The sequence below is a fragment of the Haloplanus aerogenes genome (assembly GCF_003856835.1).
GTDB classification, from domain to species: Archaea; Halobacteriota; Halobacteria; order Halobacteriales; family Haloferacaceae; genus Haloplanus; species Haloplanus aerogenes.
This window is the reverse complement of sequence record NZ_CP034145.1, coordinates 594,341-612,953: the sequence shown is the minus strand read 5'-3', so window position 1 is coordinate 612,953 and position 18,613 is coordinate 594,341. Positions and strand designations below refer to the sequence as shown.

Here is an 18,613-nt window from a genome sequence, read left to right as displayed (position 1 = left end):
GAATCCGGACCCGGCAGAGGTAAGAGTTAGGATTATCGGAGGTCGTGATAGACGCTCTCCGTGGCCCGGCGAGCGTCTATCGACAGCTACGATACCTCCTAACTGTCGGGAGTGGCCCTATTCTCCGCCGATGGCGACCAGATACGCGACGACGAGGGCGACGACGACGCCCGGACCGACCGCACGGAGTTGCGTGTACGGATCGGGCGGCGAGACGACGGCGCCGACGACGAACACGACGACGAGGAGGACGGCGAAGACGGCGAGAAAGCGGGGCCAGTCGGGGGACATGCTCACGACAGTAAATCAGGCAGGTCGTTCACCGTCTCGACCACCGCCGCGGCGTCGGCGTCCTCGTACGCTCGTCGCCCGTCTTCACCGGTCAGGCCGCCGGTGAGGACGCCGATCCCGTGGTACGTCCGGTCGGGGTCGGCCTCGGCGGCGTTGACGGCGGTGCGCACGTCGTCGAGAGTGTCGCCAGCGAAAGCCACGCTGGCTGCGTCCAGTCGCTCGGCCAGCGTCACCAGCGCGCGGGGGTGGGGTTTGCCCTCTTCCCAGTCGTCCATCGTGAACCGGTGGGCGTCGGGAACGGAGAGACCGACGCGGTCGAGCGCGATTTCGGCTTCGGCGGCGGGGCGCCCCGTCAACACGCCGACGGCGAACCGGTCGGTGAGGGCGTCGATGGTCGCCGCCTCGATCAGGACGGGTTCGTCGTGGATGTAGCCCCGCGTCTCGAACGGTGGCTCGCCGCCCTCCAGATCGCGGTAGAGGTCGGCACCGAGGTAGAGCGCCTGGAACACGTCGCGGAGGCGGTCGGGGCTCCAGCGATCGAAGACGGCTGCGTCGTCGACGGCGGCGTCACGGATCACCGCTTCGGCGGCGTCGAGGCCGCCACCCGCCTCCGCGATGGCGTCGGTGAACGCCGTCACGTCGGCGTCGTAACCCGTGTCGTGCGCGAGGACGAACAGCGCCGCAGCGTAGGTGAGTTCCCAGTCGTTGTTGAAGCCGCCGGCGTTCTTGAACTGCTGAATCGCCGCGTCGTCGACCGTCTGCCCGTACACCCGGTCGACGGACTCGACGATGGCGCGGCGGTAGGAGTCCGCCACGTCCACGAGCACCCCGTCGATGTCGAGGACGACCGCATCTACGTCCATATACGGTGGCGGCGTCGTCGGGGCAAGTGCCTTTCCATCCCCGGTGCTAGTCCAGATCCTCGATCAGGTGAATCTCGTACCCGTCGGGGTCGGTCAGGATGGCGAGACGGCGGTTCACGCGCTCCAGCGTCCGCGGTTCCTGTTCGACGGTGACGCCGAACGCCGAGACGGCTTCCTCGACGGTGGCGTCCACGTCGTCGGCCACGATGGCGATGTGCTCGATGCCCGCAGGATCGGGTACCGACTCGACGACCCGAAACTGGAGTTCGCCCGGTCCCGCGCCGGTGACGTAGTAGTTTTTCACGCCGTCCTTCTCGTACTCACGGGACCGTTCGAGGCCGAGCAGATCCTCGTAGAACGCGCGAGTCGAGTCGAGATCCGACACTTCGATGGCGGTGTGGAGAACGTCCATGGGGTTCGATGCGGCGGGAGGGTGATAAACGTAAACGAACGGCTGGGATTACTCGACGCGAGTGCTGATCTCCTCGGCGATGCGGCCGCCGGGGTGGCGGAGGTGGCCGCTCTCCACCTCGTAGATGTACCCGTGGACCGTGGCGTCGATCAGCGGGTGTTCCTCCAGATAGCGAACCTGCGCGGCACAGGCCTCGTCGATATCGTCCGTCATGCGCACCCAGTCGGCCACGGCGGCGTCGCCGATGGTCAGATCGGGGAGGGACGGATCGAGGGCCACGTCGTCGAGGCTCCCGCCGGCGGCGGCTTCCAGTCCCTCGACGACGGCGTCGTCCGGCGCGCTCATCATACCGCAGTCGGTGTGGTTGACGACGATGATCTCCTCGGTGTCGAAAAACTGGGTCGTGAGCGCCGCGGAGCGGATCACGTCGTCGGTCACCTTCCCGCCGGCGTTGCGGTAGATCTGGGCGTCGCCGAGGTCGAGGCCGAGCGCCTCTTCGACGGGGATGCGCTCGTCCATGCAGGCGACGACGAGGAGTTGCTTGTCGGTGGGAATCCCCTTGCGTCGGCGGCGCGCCCAGTCGTCGCGAGCCTCGACGCCGGCGTCGACGCCCTCGTGGTGGTGGCCCGGTTCGTGGTCGTGGTCGTGGTCTCCGCCAGACATAGCTACCCGTACGGGGGCGACCATGATGCACGTTGACACGTCGGCAACGGTTCCCGCTATCTATGACGCACAGTGGCGGCATACAACGTCTCCCCGCCCACCGTCTCGCGGTCGACGGGGATCACGGGTTCCTCGAAGCCGAGGGTGGTGAACAGGAAGTCGGCGCCGGCGGCGCGGGCCACGTCGCGGGCGGGTCGCTGAAGTTCGGCCGGGCAGTTCAGGGCGTAGACGGCGTCGACGTGGTAGGGATCGCCGGGGTGGCCGTCCAGCCGTTCGGCCCGCGCGACCACGTCGTCGCGGACGAAGTCGACGCCGTCGGGGACGGGAGCGTCGAACACGTCGATAGCGGTCACCGCACAGCCGGCGTCGACGAGGGTGGCCGCTACCTCCGGACGCCGGCCGATGCCGACTTCGAGGAGGCGGTCGTAGGCGGCGAGGCGGGTAGCGAGTTCCGAGCGCGCGGCCGTCACGTCGGGATGTTTATAGCGGGGCCGCGCTTAACGCCTTCTATGCTCGTCGACATCGTGCCGATCGGGGACGTTCCGGCACAGGTGAAACGCGAGGCTTCTGCCGGGCTTCGGTCCGTCTACGACTGCGAGGTGAGCGTCCACGACGCGCAACCCATCCCCGACGGCGCGTACGACCGAAGCCGCAAGCAGTACCGGGCCGAGGAGTTCATCGAACTCGCGAGTCGAATCGGCTCCGGCGAGAAGAACATCGGCATCACCCCCGAAGACCTCTACTACCGCCGCCGCAACTACGTGTTCGGCCTCGCCTACCTCAACGGCAACGGCTCCGTCGTCTCCACCTATCGCCTCCAGACCTCCTCCGACGGCGGCATCACCTCCAAACCCCAGTCGGAAGTGTTCGCGGACCGCGTCCGCAAGGAGATCGTTCACGAGATCGGCCATACCGTCGGCCTCGAACACTGCGACAACGAACGCTGCGTGATGAGTTTCTCGCCCACCGTCCGCGAGGTCGACAAGAAAGAGGAGACGCTGTGTGGCTCCTGTAACCGGACGCTGTTTTAAGGCGCGTAAGTCCCCTCGTAGAGCGCCTCGTCGACGACGTGGCCTTCCATCGCCCGTTCGAGGTCGTCGAGCGACCCGCCTTCTCGCACGTTGAGCGTGTCGTCGAGCGCGAACAGGCGGAAGCGGTAGGTGTGTTCGCGGTCCGGCGGGTTGGGGCCGCCGTAGCCCACCTCGCCGTAGTCGTTCTCGCCTTCGACGGCCGACGACGTGTCGGTCGACCAGTCCTCCGGAATCCGCTTGCGCGTCGGGTCGACGTTCCACACCAGCCAGTGAATCCAGATCTTCCCCGCGGGTTCGACCGCGTCGGGGTCGTCGACGACGAGGACGAGCGATTCGGCCTCGCTCGGCACGTCCGAAATCTCCAGCAGCGGGTTGACGTTGCCTTCGGTGTAGCCGTACTCCTCGGGGATGGGGTCGCCGTCTCGGAACGCAGGGCTGGATAGCTCCATACTCTAGAATCGTCGGCGGGCGAGTTTACCTTTTGGGCGCATCGGTAACGCTTAGGCGCCGGGGCCGCCACGGATCGGGCATGACCGAGGACAACGTGGACGACCTGATTCGGCGCGTCCGCGACGGTGACCTCCGCTTCCACGAACTCGAAGAACACGCCGACGCGGACACGGCGGCGACCGCCCGGCGGCGACTCGTCGAATCGGACGCTGGCGTCGACCTCGACGCCGTCGGCGCGTACGGCTTCCCGGCCGACCGCGCCGACGCCAACATCGAGAACATGATCGGCGCGGCCCAGATCCCGATGGGCGTCGCCGGCCCCGTCACCGTCCACGGCGGTGCGGTCGAGGGCGAGCGCTACCTCCCGATGGCGACGACGGAGGGGGCGCTCCTCGCCAGCGTCAACCGCGGCTGTTCCGTCATCGACGCCGCCGGCGGTGCGACGGCCCGTGTCACCAAATCGGGGATGACCCGCGCACCCGTCTTCCGCGTCGACGACGTGGCCGAAGCCGAAGCGCTCGTCGAGTGGGTGCGGGACAACGAGGACGCCCTCCGCGAGGCCGCCGAGGCGACGACGAGTCACGGCGAACTGACGGACGTGACCCCCTACGTCGTCGGCGACTCGGTCTTCCTCCGGTTCCGCTACGACACCAAGGACGCGATGGGGATGAACATGGCCACCATCGCCACCCGGGCGGCCGCCGAGGAGGTGGAGGCGGCGACGACCGCCTCGCTGATCGCCCTCTCGGGCAACCTGTGTACGGACAAGAAGCCCGCGGCGATCAACGCCGTCGAGGGGCGGGGTCGAAGCGTCACCGCCGACGTGGTCATTCCCCGGGACACCGTCGAGGAGCGCCTGCACACGACGCCCGAAGCGGTGGCCGAAGTGAACACGCGCAAGAACCTCGTCGGGAGCGCGAAGGCGGGGAGTCTCGGCTTCAACGCCCACGTCGCCAACGTCGTCGCCGCGATGTTCCTCGCGACGGGGCAGGACGCGGCGCAGGTGGTCGAGGGATCGAACGCCATCACGACCGCCGAAGTGCGCGAAGACGGCCTCTACGTCTCCGTCTCGCTCGCCAGTCTGGAAGTCGGGACGGTCGGCGGCGGGACGAAACTCCCGACACAGGGCGAGGGACTGGAACTGCTGGGCGTGGCAGGCGGCGGCGACCCGCCGGGATCGAACGCCGACGCCCTCGCCGAATGTGTCGCCGTCGGCGCCCTCGCGGGCGAACTCTCCCTGCTCGCGGCGCTCGGCTCCCGCCACCTCTCCTCGGCCCACGAGTCGCTGGGGCGCTGACTACCTTCAGTTTCACCGAGCGGCTGTGGCTCGGGTTTAGTCGGCGTCGGCGTCTCGGTCCAGACCCGGCCTCGGCCGGTGACTCACTATGTCCGACGCCGACTCCCCACCGACAGCGCGCGCCGCGCGGTGGCTCCGCCTCGTGAAACTCCTCCTCGGCATCGTCGCGTCGGCGCTCACCATCGCCCGCCTGCTCGGCGCGTTATAACAGCCGGTAGGTCCCGCCGTGTTCGGTTACCTCTCCCCGTCGAACCAGCCGGTCGAGCAGGTCGACCGCCGCGTCTTCGGGGACGCCGTGTTCGCTCGCGTACGCCACCACGTCGTCTTCGTCGGGCGCGTCGAGCGTGCGGAGGGCGTCGCGGACGATGTCGGGGCGGCTCCGCGACCCACGTCCGGCCGTCGACCGCTCGCCCGCGGCGGCGACTTCGTCGGCGTCGATGCCGGCCGCGTCGAGATACTCGTCGTCGTCGACGACGGCGGCGTCGGTGTCGACCTCCATCTCGGCCACGGAGGGGGTGGAGTCGAAGGCGTCCGTCGCGTCGGCGGCGTCAGCGAGCATCGCCGCCCGCGCCTCACGGGCGGTATCGCGGTCGTCGGCCGTGAACAGGCGCTTGAGCTTCGCCGTCCGGTGTCGCCGCTGGCACCGGGGACAGGTCGCCGTCTCGGCCGCGTCGGGGTCTTCGAGCAACCACAGCGCGTGACAGTCGTTGCAGCCGACCACCGCGTACATACGGGGGAGTTGCGCGGTCCGGGTAATGAACGGCAGGGTTACTCGGGCGTCAGTGGCTTCGCCGCGTCGAGGTAGTCGTCGAGGGTCCGCTCGACCCACGCGACGAGTTCGGGCGAGTCGCCTTCGAGCAGCGCACAGGGCATGCCGTCGAGGTCCGCCGCGCCGATGAACGCGTGGCCGTCGGCGACGCCGAACGCGAACGGGACGCCGTCGGGATAGCGACAGATGTCGACGCTGGGGGCGGACGCCAGCGTCTCGAAACGCTCGCGGTACTCGGGGGTGGTCCCACCCGGACGCCCGGTTTCGAGCACGAGCGTCACGTCCGGTGCTGATTGCCCGTTGTCGACGCGGGCGGCGAGTTGTCGGACGCTATCGATGAGGAGAAAGGGGGCGTACTCCCGGAGCCGTGCCGCCTCGGCGCGCAGTTCCATCAGTCGGTCGACCGGCGCGGTCGGATCGTCGTCGGGAGCGACCACGTTCGCGTCGGCCAGGGCGTCGATATCGAGGTCGAACGCCTCGGCGGGAGTGTGTTCCAGAAACGGCCGAACACGCTCGGCGAGGCGTTCACGGTCCCGGAACGTCTCGTAGGCGTCGAAGATAGCATCGCCGAGCGCCGTGAACTCGTACACGCCGTCGACCCGCCGAATCCAGCCACGCGACTCCATCGTGGTCAGCGTGCGCTTGAGCGTGCGCCGGGAGGCCGACACTCGGTCGTCCAGATTCCGGAGCGAGAGCCGACCGTGCTCCCGGAACGCCGCGAGAGTCGCTGGCCGAACGGACGAGCCAGCCAGATATTCGAGCGCGGTGTCCGGCATTCCTTCGTAAATCCTGAACGGTGACGGGGTTAAAACCCACGCGTGATTCACCATGCTGGCCCGCGATTCCGGCGCGAGTGGTGCCGCGACGGCCAAGGGTTATGTAGGTCGACCGCGGCAGTTCGTGTACGGTGACTGACGACACCGAGAGCCTGCGTCCCGACGACGCCTTCACCCTGTTGGCCGACCGGACGCGCATCAAAATTATCAGAGCGCTCGGGGACGCCTCCACGCCCGGCGTGCCGGAGACGCTCCCCTTCTCCGAGTTGCGACGCCGGGCCGACATATCGGGGAGCGGCCGGTTCAACTACCACCTCGGCAAGTTAGTGGACCAGTTCGTCGAGGAGACGGACGACGGCTACCGGCTGAGCTACCCCGGAGTGCGCGTGTATCAGGCGATCAAGGCGGGGACGTTCACCGACCGGGTGCAGATCGACCCGTTCGAACTCGACGGGAACTGCCACGTCTGTGGCGCGTCACAGGAGGCCGCCTACCGCGAGAGCATGTTTCGGGTGCGGTGTAGCGGCGACTGCGGCGCGATCTTCTACAAGTACTTCTGCCCGCCCAGTAGCCTGACCGAACGGGACCGCGAGGGCGTTCTCCGGGCGGCCAACGAGCACATCCAACGCGAAATCGCGTCGATGGCGAAAGGCGTCTGTCCGTGGTGTTGTGGCCACATGACCTCGCGCATCCTCCCGACGGACGCCGAGATGCCCCACCGCGAAAACCCCGCCATCGACCACCGCGTCCTGCACGTCTGTGACACCTGCGACGGCGCCATCTACACGCGACTGGGCGGCCTCCTCGTGACCCACCCGGCCGTGGTTTCCTTCTTCTACGATCACGGCGTCGACGTGACCCGTCGCCACATCTGGGCGCTCCCCTTTGCGGCCTCCGACGAGCGGACCACCATCACCGACACCGGCCCGTGGCGGGCGACGGTGCGGGTCGAATGCGAGGGCGACACCCTCCGCGTTCGTCTCGACGAGGGGCCGTCGGTGATCGACGCGACACACGTAGATTAATCGATCCGGCAGGTCGTCCCCTCGGCCAGTCCCTCGGTTTCGACGTGGGCCGCGAGACAGCCGTAGTTGCAGAACTGGCCGGCGGGAACCCGGTCGCTGTCCTCGACTTCCTCGACGTACACCGGATCGTGGGCGGTCACGTCACAGCCACAGTAGGTGCAGGCCGTCATAGCCGAAACGAGGGACGGGGCGTGTATAAGGACGCGGCTGGCTACCGCCGGAGCCACAGCCACCCGCCGGCGAGGAGGGCGAGGGCGGCGAGGGCACCGCCGACGAAGACGGCCGTGTCGGTCGGCCCCGACTCCGCCGCGACGGTGACCGGCACGTCGTACGTGTCGAGGAGGATCGTTTCGCCGTCGGGACGGTCGGCCGTGACGTTCAGTCGGACCGACGACTGCGTCGGGACGGCGTCCTCGGAGACGGTGAGTTCGAACGCCAGCGTCGCCGTCTCCTCGGGGTCGAGCGCGTCAACGTACGCGACCCGTGACTCCGTCTCGAAGGGGGCGTCGACGGCGAGGCGCGCGACCACGTTCCGGAGCGGGACGCGCTGGACGTTCCGAATCCGGACCGTCAGGCGGTTGTCGGTGTCGATAGCGAACGTGTTATCCACGGGTGTCACCGCCAGCCACGTCCGTTCGGGGGCGACCGTGACTGTCGGCTCCAGCGGGTCGCTCACCTGCCGATCCCCCCGCTCGTTGCGGTACCGGACGGAGAGGTTGAGCTGCTGGGCGGTCGCCGTCGCGCGATCCGACACGGTCACCTCGTAGGCGAACGACGCCTGCTCGCCGGGGGCGAGGCGACCCAGCGCGACTTCCCGGTCGGCGGGGGCGAGGTTCGGGTTCGTGGGGGTGTAGACGAGGCTGGCGTCGGTCACCGGCCGCGGCCCGGTGTTCGTGATCGTCCCCCGGACGGTGCCGGGTTCGCCGACGTAGAGCGTCGTCGAGAGGTTCGACACCGTGAACGTCTGCTCCGGAAGCGGGGTAACGCCCGTCGTCAGCTCCCGCGAGGTGCGCTCGATGCCGTCCCGGTCCCGATACGAGACGGTGGCAGTCAGGGGATACTCCCGGACGACGGCGTCGGACGTGGTCCGCGCGACGAACTCGAAGGTGCGCCGCTCGGCAGGGCGCCAAGTGCCGGTGAACGCCCGCGAACTGGTCGACCGCGTGCCGAGCAACACCTCGTCGGACGGCGACGAGAGCTGTACCGTCGCGTCGCGGGCAGGGTCGGTGCCGACGTTTTCGACGGTGATGGAGACGTTGCCCCGCCCGCCGACGCCCACCCGCGACGACGTATCGACCACCTCGAATCGCGGCACGTCGCGGACGACGACGGTCAGATAGTAGCGGCGGTCCTGCGTGCTGTCGACGAAGTTCGCCGGCGACGTGCTGTAATCCACCATGAGCGTGTACGTGTACCGGACACGAACCGGGATGCGGTAGGTGCCGGGCGTCGCGTTCTCGGCGACGGTGATGGAGACGGAGAAGGGGCCTTCACTCCCGACCGGAACGCTCCCGACCGGATAGCGACCCGTTCGCACGTCAATCGGGGCGTTCCCATCCGAGACGGTGAAGGTCAGCCCGCGGGCCGTCGTCACGCGGTCGACGTACTCCTCGGGACCGGACTGGCGCAGGCGACCGCTGTTCGAGAGGTAGACAGGAAGGGAACCCTCCTCGCCGGGACGCACCTCGTTGTCGGGGCTGAACACGTCGATGTCGGGCGATCCGATCACTTGCTGCACCGCGAGGGCGGGGGCGACGGCCGCCGACAGGAGACCGAGCGCGACGACGACGCCGGCGACTTTGCGACGGGCCGTCATCGCGGCAACTCCTCCGCTGACCGACGCGGACGGACTCGGGTGGAGGGGCGAGAACGGGGCTGGACCGCGCGCATACCGACACTACGGCCATGCGGTCGCATAAATTGTGAGGGCGGCTAGAGGTCTCGGTGCTGGAAGTGGACGAGACTGAGGAGGACGAGGACGATGGCGACCACGAACAGGAGGAGTGGGTCGACGAGGTCGATGGTCTCGTGCAGGAGGATGTCGGTCGGGTCGAGATACCGGGTCGGACTCATCGCGCCCAGCCACTCCACGTCGGTGCCGAGCGTTACGGAATCGAGGAGAAAGAGGAGGAAAACGACGGCGATGGAACCTCGCTGAGCGGCGTCACCCCGGTCGAGGACGACCGAGAGCGCCAGCCCGATGGCGCCACAGAGCAGGAGGTAGGGGATCGAGAGGGCGTGGACGACCAGCAGGTAGTACGGATCGAGCGGGTAGTCGATGGCGATGGAGCCGCCGAAGACGAAAAGCGGCATCGACAGGTTGAGGACGACGATGGGGAGGCCGAGCGAGAGGAACTTCTCGAAGGCGACGCGCTTGCGCGCGACGGGTGTCGCGAGCACCAGGTACAGCCGCCCGGACTCGATGTCGTCGGCGAGGAGGCCACCGCCGGCGTAGGCCATGTAGAGGCCGAGGAGGAGAACCCAGACGGTCTGGTACAGTTCCGCGGCGACGAACCCCTCGATGGTGGTGTAGGTCTCGGCGCCGAATCCCTCCCGGAACGACTCCGGCAGCGACTCGATGAACGCGTCGATGTCGGCGCTCGACTCGGCGATGGTCGGGAAGATGGAGATGATGAGGAGGGCGAACAGGCCGAGGAGGATGGCGAGCGCGAGGGTGCCGCGGATGCGCTGTCGCGCCTCGTACCGCGTCGTATCGAGCATCACTCCTCACCGCCGTAGAAGTGCATGAAGACCTCCTCGATGGGCGGTTCGTCGATTTCGATATCGACGAGGCGGTGGTCGGCGAGGGCGGCGAACAGGTCGTTGTAGTCGCCGGTGAAGGTGAACTGCGCCTGCCGCCCTTCGGCTTCGAAGCCGACGATGCCGTCCACGTCGAAATCCGCCTCGGTCACGGGTTCGGCGGTGTGGACGCGCACTTGCTTTCCGCCGCGTTCCAGCAGATCGTCCACCGCTTCGACGGTGACCAGTCGGCCCTCACGAATGATTCCCACCCGGTCGCAGACGCGTCGCACCTCGCCGAGGATGTGCGAGGAGAAGAAGATGGTCTTGCCCCGGTCTCGCTCCTCGCGAAGGAAGGCGTGGAACGCCTCCTGTTTGAGCGGGTCGAGTCCCGAGGTGGGTTCGTCCATGATGAGGAGGTCGGGGTCGTGCATGAACGCCTGCACGATGCCGAGCATCTGCTTGTTGCCCGTCGAATACTCCCGGATCTGCCGGTCGAGCGGCGGCGTGAAGATGTCGAGCAGTTCGTCGCGGCGCTCGTCGCCCTTGAGCGCCGCCTGATAGTCGAGCAACTCGGCGCCGGTGACGGAGGGGGTGAAGGCGGGTTCGCCGGGGAGGAAGCCGATGCGCGCTTTCGCCTGTCGGAGTTCACGGTCGTTGCGAACGTCGTGTCCGAAGATCCTCGCGGTGCCCTCGGTGGGCGCCTGAAATCCCATGAGCTGTCGGATCGTCGTGGACTTGCCCGCACCGTTCGGCCCGAGGTAGCCGAAGATTTCGCCACGCTCGATTGAGAAGTCGAGGTGGTCGTTGGCGAGGGTGTCGCCGTAGGCCTTGGTCAGCCCCTGCACCTCGATTGCGGCCATGCCCCCGTCAACGCGACGATGGGAAATATACTTGCGGCCGTCGTAGTCACGCCCATGACCGTCGTCGCACTCCTCTCGGTGGCACCGGTGAAAGAGGGCAGTATGGCCGAAGACGTTGCGGACGCGGTGGCCGCACTCGACGACTTCGACGTTGCCTACGAGACGAACCCGATGGGGACGGTGATCGAAGCCGACGACGTGGGGACGCTCTTTGCCGCCTGCGAGGCTGCGCACCGTGCGGTGGACGCGGATCGGGTGAGTACCGTGTTGAAAATCGACGACAAACGGACGAGTACGGTGTCGGCGGCGTCGAAGGTGGAAGGGGTGGAGGCGGCGCTGGGGCGGGCGGCGAAACGGGAGCGAACGTCGGACCACGAATGAGTCGGCGACCGAACCGGACGAGCGTGCGGATGATCACCGCTCACCGTCTATCGCGAGGGTGTATTCGCCGACGAGACGGACGGTACTCGCCAGCGGACTCACGCTCGGCCGCATCGGTCGCGTATCCCTCGCGTCGACCGAGCGACCGGCCGAGGCTCGAACGATGGTCCGGATGACGGTGAGCGACGCCGTCGTCGACGGCGGAATGTGTCGCCTCCCCCGGGACGCCGCCGCCGCCGTCGGCGTCACCGACGGCCAACAGGTGCGGCTCCGCTACGACGGCGATCCGGCCGTGTTCACCGTCGCCGTCCACGACGACGAGGCCGGCGCCGTCAGCGCGGCGGGACGCGACCGACTGGGAGCGACCACCGACCGGTTCCGGGTCGATGCCGACCCGAACGTCGTCCACCCGACACTAGACCGCGAGACGGCCGCCGAGACGGGGGAGTTCGTCGAACGGCTGATCGACGGGGACTCGGGCATCGTCGCGCTCGCACCCCACGGCGGGTACATCGAGCACGGAACGGACCGGCAGGTCACGCGACTCTCGAGCCGACTCGGCGCGACCGGTTGGTACTGTGCCGGGTGGTGGCCGGGGGGCGGTGCCTACAGGCGGTGGCACGTCACCTCGACGCGCATCGACCCGCGCTCGTTCCCCGAGCTCGAGGGTATCGAGGACGTGGGCTTCGACACCACGGTCGGATTCCACGGTTGGCGGAACGACTACCTCGGCATCGGCGGGACGGCGTCGCTCGAACTCAGGACGGCGATTCGGGACGAACTGGAGGCGGCCGTCGACGGGGCGTTCGCGGTCCGACTCGCGACCGACCCCGCACGGAACGGGACGGCTACCGACAACGTGGTGAACTGGCTCACCGACGCCGGGACTGGCGGTGTGCAACTCGAACAGCCCCTGGTCGCTCGAACGGAGTATCGCGACGCCGTCGTCGACGCCGTCGCCGACGTACTCGCACGTCGGATCGCGTGACGAAGGCCGTCGCCGCTCAGTGCGCGAGGAATCCGGCCTGCCCGTTGAACGCCAGATACAGCGAGAACACCGTCACGAGGATGGCAATGGCCATCTCCAGATAGAGGACGGCCTTGCCCCACGTGTACCAGTCGTCGTACTCGGCGTCCGCGTCGGCGTCAGTTGCCTGTCCACCCATCAGTCGTCACCTCCCGTAGGTGCCGGGCCGTCGCCGCCGAGCCACCGGCGGGCGGAGCCGAACCCGTGTTCGCGCGGGTCCGCCTCGTAGCGCATCGCCCAGACGTAAAAGAGCATGAAGGGGACGAAGAAGACGAGGGCGACGACGGCGTAGCCCATGTGGATGTTGGGGACGTAGCCGTAGACGAGGGGGTAGACGATGCCGCCGGAGGTGGAGATACCGCCGATGAAGCCCGAGGCGGTGCCCGGCCGGTCCTCGAACAGGACGGGCACGATGGCGAAGACGCCGCCGGTGCCGAAGCTGACGGTGACGCCGAAGATGGCGAGGACGACGACGGAGGCCGGCAGGATACCGGCGAGACCGACGAGCGTCAGCGCGACCATCGTGAGCGTGATGAGGATGAGCGCCGTCATCAGCCAGTGGACGCGCGGCGAGTACGCCTGCGTTTTCGAGAGGAGGGGGTACGGCGTCCACCCCTTGCGCTGCCAGAGGTCGGACATGTAGCCCGAGAAGGGGCGAAAGAGGGAGGCGTTGAACGACTGCACCGCGGCGAACGTGCCGGCGGCGGTCTGGATGGCCGCGGTGCCGGTGAAGCCGAGGTCGGCGATGGCGCCGTCGAAGCCGGTGGCGTAGTAGCTCGGCAGCCACGAGTTCATCGCGATTTCGAGGCCGAACGACATGGCGTACGCGAGCATCAAGGCGATGGCGGCGAAGCGCGTCCAGACGAACAGCGTGTCGCCAAGCGAGGTGTTGGCCTTGGCGGCTTCGGCAGTAGCGACGTCTTTCGCGGCCTGACCGCGCCACTGGTAGACCACCGCGATGAGCAGGGCGACGATGCCGAGATGCAGGAAGGCGTCGGAGAAGTTGGTGCCGTAGATGCGGGGCAGGAGCAGGGCGCCGACACCGGCGCCGACGTTGCCGGTGCCGGCGTAGAGGCCCTCCGCCGTCCCGATTTCGTGTTCGTCGAACCACTGGGCGACGTGCTGGATGCCGACGACGAAGCTGATCCCCGCCGAGGCGACGATCATGCGCTCGATAAAGAGGACCTCGAAGTCGGAGAGGAAGCCGATGCCCGAGGCGTACGCGGAGACGATGCTGACGATGCCGGAGTACGCGAGGATGATCGTGAAGACGTTGTGCGCGCCGAGACGGTCGGCGGCCCACCCGGCGAGGACGCGCCCCGGCGGCGCGAGCCAGATGGCCGAACTGGCGAGCAGGGCGAGTTGCCCGGTCGTCAGTCCATAAAATTCGCCGATGCTCGGGCTGAACGCCGCCGTCGAGAACCACATCAGGAACGCCCAGAAGAAGGCGACGGTGGCGAGAATCAGCTGTTCGATCTTGTTCGTCATGGGTGCTGGGGCGGACGCTCACGCTCGAAGGCGGGCGTCACCGTGTCGGATTCGGGGCGAGCGAGCCGAACCGCACACTGCTTGAGGTTCGGTTCGTCCGACCGCGGATCGGTCGCCGGGTGGGTGAGGTCGTTCGTCGCCGGGTGGTGGATGGGCAGCCACACCACGTCCGACGGGATGGCGTCGTCGGCGGTGACGCGGGCGATGACCTCACCCCGCCGCGACGCGACCCGGACGAGGAGGTCGTCGGCTTCGTTGGGTTCGATGACCTCGCGGTGGTCGTCGAGCGTGTCGGGATGGACACGGGCGACGAGAGTCCCCGGATCGTCCGGCGACTCGCGCGAGCGGACGCCGGTGTTGTAGCCGTCAGCCTCGCGAGCGGTAGTAAGCAGGAGGGGGTACTCCTCGTCCGTCGGTTCGGGGAGCGGTCGGCCCGTGCCGTCGCTGAAGCGGGCGCGGCCCGAGGGTGTGGGGAACGACCAGTCGTCGGGGGCGACGGCGTCACCGCCGTCGCCGGACGCCGTCCGGCCCTCCGAGGAGCGTGGCTCCTCGCGACTCTCCGAGGAGCGTGGCTCCTCGCCCTCGTAGTACCGATACCCCGCACTCGTCTCCGCGTCGGACGCGGGCCAGCGCACGGCGAGTTCCTCGTCCAGTCGCTCGTGGCTGATGCCCGAGCAGTCGGCGTCGGTACCGGCGGTGAGCGCCGCGAATTCGTCGAAGACGGCGGCGGGGGCGGCCGTCGGGTCGAACAGGTCGTTGACTAGGACGTTCCCCAGCGTCTGGATGATGTTGAGGTCGGTCCGGACGCCGCGGGGCAGGTCGCTCGCGGGGCGGATCCGCGAGACGGTGCGCTCCATGTTGATCGCGGTGCCGTTCGATTCGCCCCACGTCGCCGCCGGCAACACGACGTCGGCGTGTTCGACCGTCTCGGTGCGGAAGGCGTCCTGTACGACGAGGAAGGCGTCCTCCAGAGCGTCGGCCACGTCCGTCGCGTCGGGCATCCCGGCGACGGGGTTGGTGGCGACGGTGTACACCGCCTCGACCGATCCCTCACGAACGGCGTCGACGATGCCGACCGGGCCGGGACCGGTGTCGTCGGGCAGGCGCTCTACGGGGACGCCCCACGCGTCGGCGACGACTTCGCGCTCTTCCGGGTCGTCGAAGTCGTGGTGGCCGGGCCACGTCCCCTTCGAGGAGCAGACACGGGTGCCCATCGAGTTGGCCTGCCCGGTGAGCGAGAACGGACCGGTGCCCGGTCCGAGGTTGCCGGTGGCGAGACACAGATCGATCAGCGCGCCCGCGGTGTCGGTGCCCTGCACGCTCTGGTTGACGCCCATCCCCCAGTAGATGAGGGTGTCGTCGGCGAGCGTCTCGACGAGGCGGTCGACGGTGGAGAGAGGAACGCCGGCACGGTCGGCCGCCGCCTCGGAGTCGGGCAGTTCCAGGTCGTCGAAGCCCGTCGTCGCCGCGTCGACGAACGCCTCGTCGACGCCGCCGGTTTCGACGACGCGCGCGAGGACCGCCCGCGCGAGGTCGAGGTCGCCGCCGGGGTCGACGGCGACGTGGTGGTCGGCGGCCCGGGCGGTCTTGGTGCGCACCGGATCGACGACGATCAGGGTGCCGTCCTCGGCGCTCTGGGTGATCCAGCGGCACATGACGGGGTGGGCGACGGCCGGATTCGCCCCCCAGACGACGTGGGTCTCGGCTTTCGAGATGTCCTCGTAGGTCGGCGGCGGCGCGTCGCTACCGAACGCGTCGTAGTACGCGGTCACCGCACTCGCCATGCACAGCGTCGTGTTGGCGTCGTAGTACCGCGTGCCGATGCCGCCGCGGGCGAGTTTGCCGAGGGCGTACGCCGCCTCGTTGGTCTGCTGGCCGCTGCCGAGGATGGCGACGGCGTCGGGGTTGCGGTCCATCGCTTCCCCGAGACCACGCTGGGCCTCGAACAGCGCCGTGTCCCACGTGGTCTTCGTCAGTTCGCCGTCGCGTCGGACCATGGGCCGTGTGAGCCACTCACCGTCCGGATCGGCCGTCTCGCTGATGCCGCGCGAACACGCCATCCCGCGGTTGACGGGGTCGTTCGCGTTCCCGCGGACAGTGTCGATGCCGTAGCCGATGTCGACGCCCCGCTGAATCAGCCCACAGCCGACCGCACACCGCATACACGTCGTCGGGACGGGATCGGTCATCGTGGCCCCCGCGATCCGGGGCTGCAAGAACTACCTGTTCGTCCATTACATCCGCGATCAGCCCCCGATGTGTTCAGAATCATGGCGTTTTTCTGTATCGTATAGCTCCCGAAGTCGACACACACTGAACGTGGACGTGACAAAAAGATTGTGTGGCCATTCGTCCGCATTCAGCTAGATTAGATAAAGAATATTAACTTTATTGCCGCGATTATATTGTTTATTTCTGGCTATAGTGGAGGATTTCAGCCATCTGTTTCTTCACGAACGGGCACCACCGATTCGGCCGGCGGTCGTCACCGACAACCCATTTAACTGAAAGCGCCCAACCGGGCGGTATGGAGAGTCTCAACCGGATGGCCGTCGAACTCGTCGACGAGGCGATTGATTTCGCTGGCGAACTCAACGTCGACGTCTTCGAACTCGACTCGGGCGCGACGGTCCTCGATTTCGGCGTCACGGCCGCGGGTGGCCTCGAAGCCGGACTGTTGCTCGCGGAGATTCAGACGGCCGGACTGGCGACCATCCAGACCCGGATGGACGAGGTAGCGGGGGCGCCCTTCCCGTACGTCGAACTCACGACGGACAAGCCGGCGCTCTCGCTCCTCTGCTCGCAGAAGGCGGGGTGGGAACTCGTCGCGGAGAGCGTCGACGGCCTCGGCTCCGGCCCGGCGCGAGCGCTCGTCGGCGAGGAGTACGAGTTCGAGGTGGTGGGCTACTACGACGAGTTCGATCTCACGGTGCTGACCATCGAGGCCGACACCCTGCCGGGCGACGACGCCGCCGAGCAGGTGGCCGAGCGCGCGGGCGTCGAACCGAGCGGCGTCTTCCTCCCAACGTACGCGACGGGGTCGATGGCCGGGAGCGTCAGCGCCGCCGCCCGCGCCCCCGAACTCGCGCTCTTCCGACTGTTCGAACTCGGTTACGATCCGAGGGACGTGGTGTCGGCCGCCGGGAGCGCGCCGGTCGCACCCGTCAGCCACGACGAGGGCGTCGCGATGGGCCGTACCAACGACGCGCTGGCCTACGGCGGCGAGGTGTACGTGCAGGTGCGCGAGGATTTCGACCGCTTCGACGAGGTGCCCTCCGCGGCCGCCGACGAGTACGACACCCCCTTCGAACAGGTGTTCGAGGACGCCGACTGGGACTTCTACGAGGTGCCCGAATCGGTGTTCGCGCCCGCGCAGGTGACCATCGACGTGATAGACGGGCCGACCTACGCGCTGGGCGAGACGAACCACGACCTGCTGGCCGAGTCGTTCGGGCTGTGAAGTTCAAACCCGTCCCGCCAGCGCCCGAGAAGTTCGCGTACGTCGAGCGCGTGCAGCAGGCGGTGCCGCTCGTCCCGGGCACCGAGGACGACTGCTGTGCCCGCCTCGTGGACCGCCTCGACCTGCCGAGCCGCGATGCGGCGCGGACGTGGCTCACCTTCCTCCGCGCGCTCGAACTCGCCGAGGAGACGCCGTCGGGCTACCGCCGAACGGACCGGGAGCCGACCGTTTCGGCGTGTCGCGAGACCCTCCTGAACCGGGTGTTCGCGGCCGAGGCGGTCCACGAGACGCTCGCGGAGGCTGGGCCACTGACGGCCGCAGAAGCGTTCGACCGCGTCCGGGAACGGGTGCCCGCGTGGGAGCGCCACCGCGACGCCGAGTGGACGGACACGTGGCGCGAGCGAGTGACCCGCTTGCTGGACTGGCTGGTGCTCCTCGATGTCACGGAGCGGGTGGAGCGCGACGGGGCGACCCGCTACCGGCTCACGTGATCGGAATCCGGGCCCGTTAACTCGCCGCGCCGATTACACCCACCGATGGCGGACGACTACCGTGGCGTCGTCGGCGCGTTTCCCTACGCCTTCCGGGCGAGCGACTCCCATCTGTTCCGTTCCTACGTCGCCCTCGGCGGCCTGCTGACCGTCGCGGTGAGCCTCATCTTTATCGCCGCCGTGATCGGCGTCATCGCCACCACGACCGGCGGTCGGGGTGGGAATCTGACGCTCTCGCGTTCCTTTTTCGCCGTCGTCGGCCTGTTCGTGGTCGTGCCGCTCGTCGCACCCGTGCTGTTCGTGGCGCGGCGGCACCGGCGACACCGGGAGCGCGGCGAACCGGTGGACGGGCCGTACGACGCCGCACTCGCCGCCACGGGCTACCTGTTCGTCGTCGCGCTCTATCTCGGCCTCGTGATCTCGGTGCCCCCGAGTCAGCAGACGACGCCGACGGGCGCGCTCGCCCCCGTCGTCGCGGCGCTGTACGCTCTCCCGCAACTCGTGGGGGTGGTCCCGCCGCTACTCGCGGCAGTGCTCATGCTCCTGTGCCACCGGCGGTGGCGATGACGTGACGAAACCCCGAAACC

At 68.3% G+C, this 18,613-nt stretch carries 23 protein-coding genes; 8 read left to right on the top strand and 15 right to left on the bottom strand.

Annotated elements, in window-relative coordinates:
* Nucleotides 1-117 precede the first annotated feature (117 nt).
* From DU502_RS18105 to DU502_RS03175, 5 genes are read right to left on the bottom strand one after another with little or no spacing between them, the layout of a single operon-like run.
* Entirely contained in the window at nt 118-291 is a 174-nt protein-coding gene (locus DU502_RS18105) for a DUF7534 family protein (RefSeq protein ID WP_166033616.1), read from the bottom strand.
* A gap of 2 nt (nt 292-293) precedes the next feature.
* Entirely contained in the window at nt 294-1,154 is an 861-nt protein-coding gene (locus tag DU502_RS03190; RefSeq protein ID WP_121919815.1) for a TIGR01548 family HAD-type hydrolase, read from the bottom strand.
* A 46-nt stretch (nt 1,155-1,200) separates the two neighbouring features.
* A complete protein-coding gene (locus DU502_RS03185) occupies nt 1,201-1,566 on the bottom strand; it encodes a VOC family protein (RefSeq protein WP_121919816.1) in 366 nt (121 codons plus the stop codon).
* A gap of 48 nt (nt 1,567-1,614) precedes the next feature.
* A complete protein-coding gene (locus DU502_RS03180) occupies nt 1,615-2,229 on the bottom strand; it encodes a beta-class carbonic anhydrase (protein WP_121919817.1) in 615 nt (204 codons plus the stop codon).
* Nucleotides 2,230-2,285: 56 nt separating this feature from the next.
* Nucleotides 2,286-2,699 carry a UPF0146 family protein gene (locus DU502_RS03175; protein ID WP_121919818.1) on the bottom strand — a complete coding sequence of 138 codons (414 nt, stop codon included), beginning with the start codon at nt 2,697-2,699 and terminating at the stop codon, nt 2,286-2,288.
* A 39-nt stretch (nt 2,700-2,738) separates the two neighbouring features.
* Between DU502_RS03175 and DU502_RS03170 the strand changes: the two genes are divergently transcribed.
* Nucleotides 2,739-3,260: an archaemetzincin family Zn-dependent metalloprotease gene (locus tag DU502_RS03170; protein WP_121919819.1), complete on the top strand. Its 522-nt coding sequence runs from the start codon at nt 2,739-2,741 to the stop codon at nt 3,258-3,260.
* Here the strand turns inward: DU502_RS03170 and DU502_RS03165 are convergent.
* Nucleotides 3,257-3,709 carry a YbhB/YbcL family Raf kinase inhibitor-like protein gene (locus DU502_RS03165; RefSeq protein ID WP_121919820.1) on the bottom strand — a complete coding sequence of 151 codons (453 nt, stop codon included), beginning with the start codon at nt 3,707-3,709 and terminating at the stop codon, nt 3,257-3,259. The two genes, DU502_RS03170 and DU502_RS03165, sit on opposite strands and share 4 nt — an antisense overlap.
* Nucleotides 3,710-3,789: 80 nt before the next feature.
* On the opposite strand from DU502_RS03165, the gene hmgA reads away from it, so the two are divergent.
* Entirely contained in the window at nt 3,790-5,007 is a 1,218-nt protein-coding gene (hmgA, locus tag DU502_RS03160; RefSeq protein ID WP_121919821.1) for a hydroxymethylglutaryl-CoA reductase (NADPH), read from the top strand.
* 202 nt (nt 5,008-5,209) lie between these two features.
* On the opposite strand, the gene DU502_RS03155 is transcribed toward hmgA, so the two are convergent.
* Entirely contained in the window at nt 5,210-5,737 is a 528-nt protein-coding gene (locus DU502_RS03155) for a DUF5817 domain-containing protein (protein WP_121919822.1), read from the bottom strand.
* 38 nt (nt 5,738-5,775) lie between these two features.
* Nucleotides 5,776-6,552: a helix-turn-helix transcriptional regulator gene (locus tag DU502_RS03150; protein ID WP_121919823.1), complete on the bottom strand. Its 777-nt coding sequence runs from the start codon at nt 6,550-6,552 to the stop codon at nt 5,776-5,778.
* Between the two features lie 131 nt (nt 6,553-6,683).
* Here DU502_RS03150 and DU502_RS03145 point away from each other — a divergent pair, with 131 nt between their 5' ends.
* On the top strand, nt 6,684-7,577 hold the full coding sequence (locus DU502_RS03145) for an ArsR/SmtB family transcription factor (protein ID WP_121919824.1): 894 nt from the start codon (nt 6,684-6,686) through the stop codon (nt 7,575-7,577).
* On the opposite strand, the gene DU502_RS18100 is transcribed toward DU502_RS03145, so the two are convergent.
* The 4 genes from DU502_RS18100 to DU502_RS03130 all read right to left on the bottom strand — a co-directional run bounded on the left by DU502_RS18100 (nt 7,574) and on the right by DU502_RS03130 (nt 11,179).
* Nucleotides 7,574-7,747 carry a hypothetical protein gene (locus DU502_RS18100; protein WP_166033614.1) on the bottom strand — a complete coding sequence of 58 codons (174 nt, stop codon included), beginning with the start codon at nt 7,745-7,747 and terminating at the stop codon, nt 7,574-7,576. The genes DU502_RS03145 and DU502_RS18100 overlap by 4 nt on opposite strands.
* A gap of 41 nt (nt 7,748-7,788) precedes the next feature.
* Entirely contained in the window at nt 7,789-9,393 is a 1,605-nt protein-coding gene (locus DU502_RS03140; RefSeq protein ID WP_121919825.1) for a COG1361 S-layer family protein, read from the bottom strand.
* A 116-nt stretch (nt 9,394-9,509) separates the two neighbouring features.
* On the bottom strand, nt 9,510-10,298 hold the full coding sequence (locus DU502_RS03135) for an ABC transporter permease subunit (RefSeq protein WP_121919826.1): 789 nt from the start codon (nt 10,296-10,298) through the stop codon (nt 9,510-9,512).
* Nucleotides 10,298-11,179, bottom strand: a complete 882-nt coding sequence (locus DU502_RS03130) for an ABC transporter ATP-binding protein (RefSeq protein WP_121919827.1) — start codon at nt 11,177-11,179, stop codon at nt 10,298-10,300. Before DU502_RS03130 ends, DU502_RS03135 begins: the two co-directional genes overlap by 1 nt.
* Before the next feature lie 54 nt (nt 11,180-11,233).
* Between DU502_RS03130 and DU502_RS03125 the strand changes: the two genes are divergently transcribed.
* Both DU502_RS03125 and DU502_RS03120 read left to right on the top strand, forming a co-directional pair.
* On the top strand, nt 11,234-11,560 hold the full coding sequence (locus tag DU502_RS03125; RefSeq protein WP_121919828.1) for a thiamine-binding protein: 327 nt from the start codon (nt 11,234-11,236) through the stop codon (nt 11,558-11,560).
* A gap of 163 nt (nt 11,561-11,723) precedes the next feature.
* The gene (locus tag DU502_RS03120) at nt 11,724-12,548 is read left to right on the top strand and encodes a poly-gamma-glutamate hydrolase family protein (protein ID WP_199722680.1); all 825 of its coding nucleotides are present in this window, start codon (nt 11,724-11,726) and stop codon (nt 12,546-12,548) included.
* 16 nt (nt 12,549-12,564) lie between these two features.
* Here the strand turns inward: DU502_RS03120 and DU502_RS18095 are convergent, their stop codons facing one another.
* From DU502_RS18095 to nasA, 3 genes are read right to left on the bottom strand one after another with little or no spacing between them, the layout of a single operon-like run.
* On the bottom strand, nt 12,565-12,726 hold the full coding sequence (locus DU502_RS18095) for a hypothetical protein (RefSeq protein WP_166033612.1): 162 nt from the start codon (nt 12,724-12,726) through the stop codon (nt 12,565-12,567).
* Entirely contained in the window at nt 12,726-14,075 is a 1,350-nt protein-coding gene (locus tag DU502_RS03115; RefSeq protein ID WP_121919829.1) for an MFS transporter, read from the bottom strand. Before DU502_RS03115 ends, DU502_RS18095 begins: the two co-directional genes overlap by 1 nt.
* A complete protein-coding gene (nasA, locus tag DU502_RS03110) occupies nt 14,072-16,264 on the bottom strand; it encodes an assimilatory nitrate reductase NasA (RefSeq protein ID WP_121919830.1) in 2,193 nt (730 codons plus the stop codon). The genes DU502_RS03115 and nasA overlap by 4 nt, the downstream gene beginning before the upstream one ends.
* 338 nt (nt 16,265-16,602) lie before the next feature.
* Between nasA and mch the strand changes: the two genes are divergently transcribed.
* From mch to DU502_RS03095, 3 genes are read left to right on the top strand one after another with little or no spacing between them, the layout of a single operon-like run.
* Nucleotides 16,603-17,535: a methenyltetrahydromethanopterin cyclohydrolase gene (gene mch, locus DU502_RS03105; RefSeq protein WP_121919831.1), complete on the top strand. Its 933-nt coding sequence runs from the start codon at nt 16,603-16,605 to the stop codon at nt 17,533-17,535.
* Nucleotides 17,532-18,026: a hypothetical protein gene (locus DU502_RS03100; RefSeq protein WP_121919832.1), complete on the top strand. Its 495-nt coding sequence runs from the start codon at nt 17,532-17,534 to the stop codon at nt 18,024-18,026. Before mch ends, DU502_RS03100 begins: the two co-directional genes overlap by 4 nt.
* 45 nt (nt 18,027-18,071) lie before the next feature.
* Nucleotides 18,072-18,593 (top strand): hypothetical protein, encoded by a 522-nt coding sequence (locus tag DU502_RS03095; protein WP_121919833.1) that lies wholly within the window; start codon nt 18,072-18,074, stop codon nt 18,591-18,593.
* Nucleotides 18,594-18,613: the final 20 nt, after the last annotated feature.

Coding starts and splice junctions, on each gene's coding strand:
- DU502_RS03140 (WP_121919825.1), bottom strand. CDS start 9,393: ATGACGGCCCGTCGCAAAGTCGCCGGCGTCGTCGTCGCGCTCGGTCTC.
- mch (WP_121919831.1), top strand. CDS start 16,603: ATGGAGAGTCTCAACCGGATGGCCGTCGAACTCGTCGACGAGGCGATT.
- nasA (WP_121919830.1), bottom strand. CDS start 16,264: ATGACCGATCCCGTCCCGACGACGTGTATGCGGTGTGCGGTCGGCTGT.
- DU502_RS03170 (WP_121919819.1), top strand. CDS start 2,739: ATGCTCGTCGACATCGTGCCGATCGGGGACGTTCCGGCACAGGTGAAA.
- DU502_RS03185 (WP_121919816.1), bottom strand. CDS start 1,566: ATGGACGTTCTCCACACCGCCATCGAAGTGTCGGATCTCGACTCGACT.
- DU502_RS03150 (WP_121919823.1), bottom strand. CDS start 6,552: ATGCCGGACACCGCGCTCGAATATCTGGCTGGCTCGTCCGTTCGGCCA.
- DU502_RS03120 (WP_199722680.1), top strand. CDS start 11,724: ATGGTCCGGATGACGGTGAGCGACGCCGTCGTCGACGGCGGAATGTGT.
- DU502_RS18095 (WP_166033612.1), bottom strand. CDS start 12,726: ATGGGTGGACAGGCAACTGACGCCGACGCGGACGCCGAGTACGACGAC.
- DU502_RS03180 (WP_121919817.1), bottom strand. CDS start 2,229: ATGTCTGGCGGAGACCACGACCACGACCACGAACCGGGCCACCACCAC.
- DU502_RS03115 (WP_121919829.1), bottom strand. CDS start 14,075: ATGACGAACAAGATCGAACAGCTGATTCTCGCCACCGTCGCCTTCTTC.
- DU502_RS03165 (WP_121919820.1), bottom strand. CDS start 3,709: ATGGAGCTATCCAGCCCTGCGTTCCGAGACGGCGACCCCATCCCCGAG.
- DU502_RS18100 (WP_166033614.1), bottom strand. CDS start 7,747: ATGACGGCCTGCACCTACTGTGGCTGTGACGTGACCGCCCACGATCCG.
- DU502_RS03155 (WP_121919822.1), bottom strand. CDS start 5,737: ATGTACGCGGTGGTCGGCTGCAACGACTGTCACGCGCTGTGGTTGCTC.
- DU502_RS03135 (WP_121919826.1), bottom strand. CDS start 10,298: ATGCTCGATACGACGCGGTACGAGGCGCGACAGCGCATCCGCGGCACC.
- hmgA (WP_121919821.1), top strand. CDS start 3,790: ATGACCGAGGACAACGTGGACGACCTGATTCGGCGCGTCCGCGACGGT.
- DU502_RS03125 (WP_121919828.1), top strand. CDS start 11,234: ATGACCGTCGTCGCACTCCTCTCGGTGGCACCGGTGAAAGAGGGCAGT.
- DU502_RS03130 (WP_121919827.1), bottom strand. CDS start 11,179: ATGGCCGCAATCGAGGTGCAGGGGCTGACCAAGGCCTACGGCGACACC.
- DU502_RS03190 (WP_121919815.1), bottom strand. CDS start 1,154: ATGGACGTAGATGCGGTCGTCCTCGACATCGACGGGGTGCTCGTGGAC.
- DU502_RS03095 (WP_121919833.1), top strand. CDS start 18,072: ATGGCGGACGACTACCGTGGCGTCGTCGGCGCGTTTCCCTACGCCTTC.
- DU502_RS18105 (WP_166033616.1), bottom strand. CDS start 291: ATGTCCCCCGACTGGCCCCGCTTTCTCGCCGTCTTCGCCGTCCTCCTC.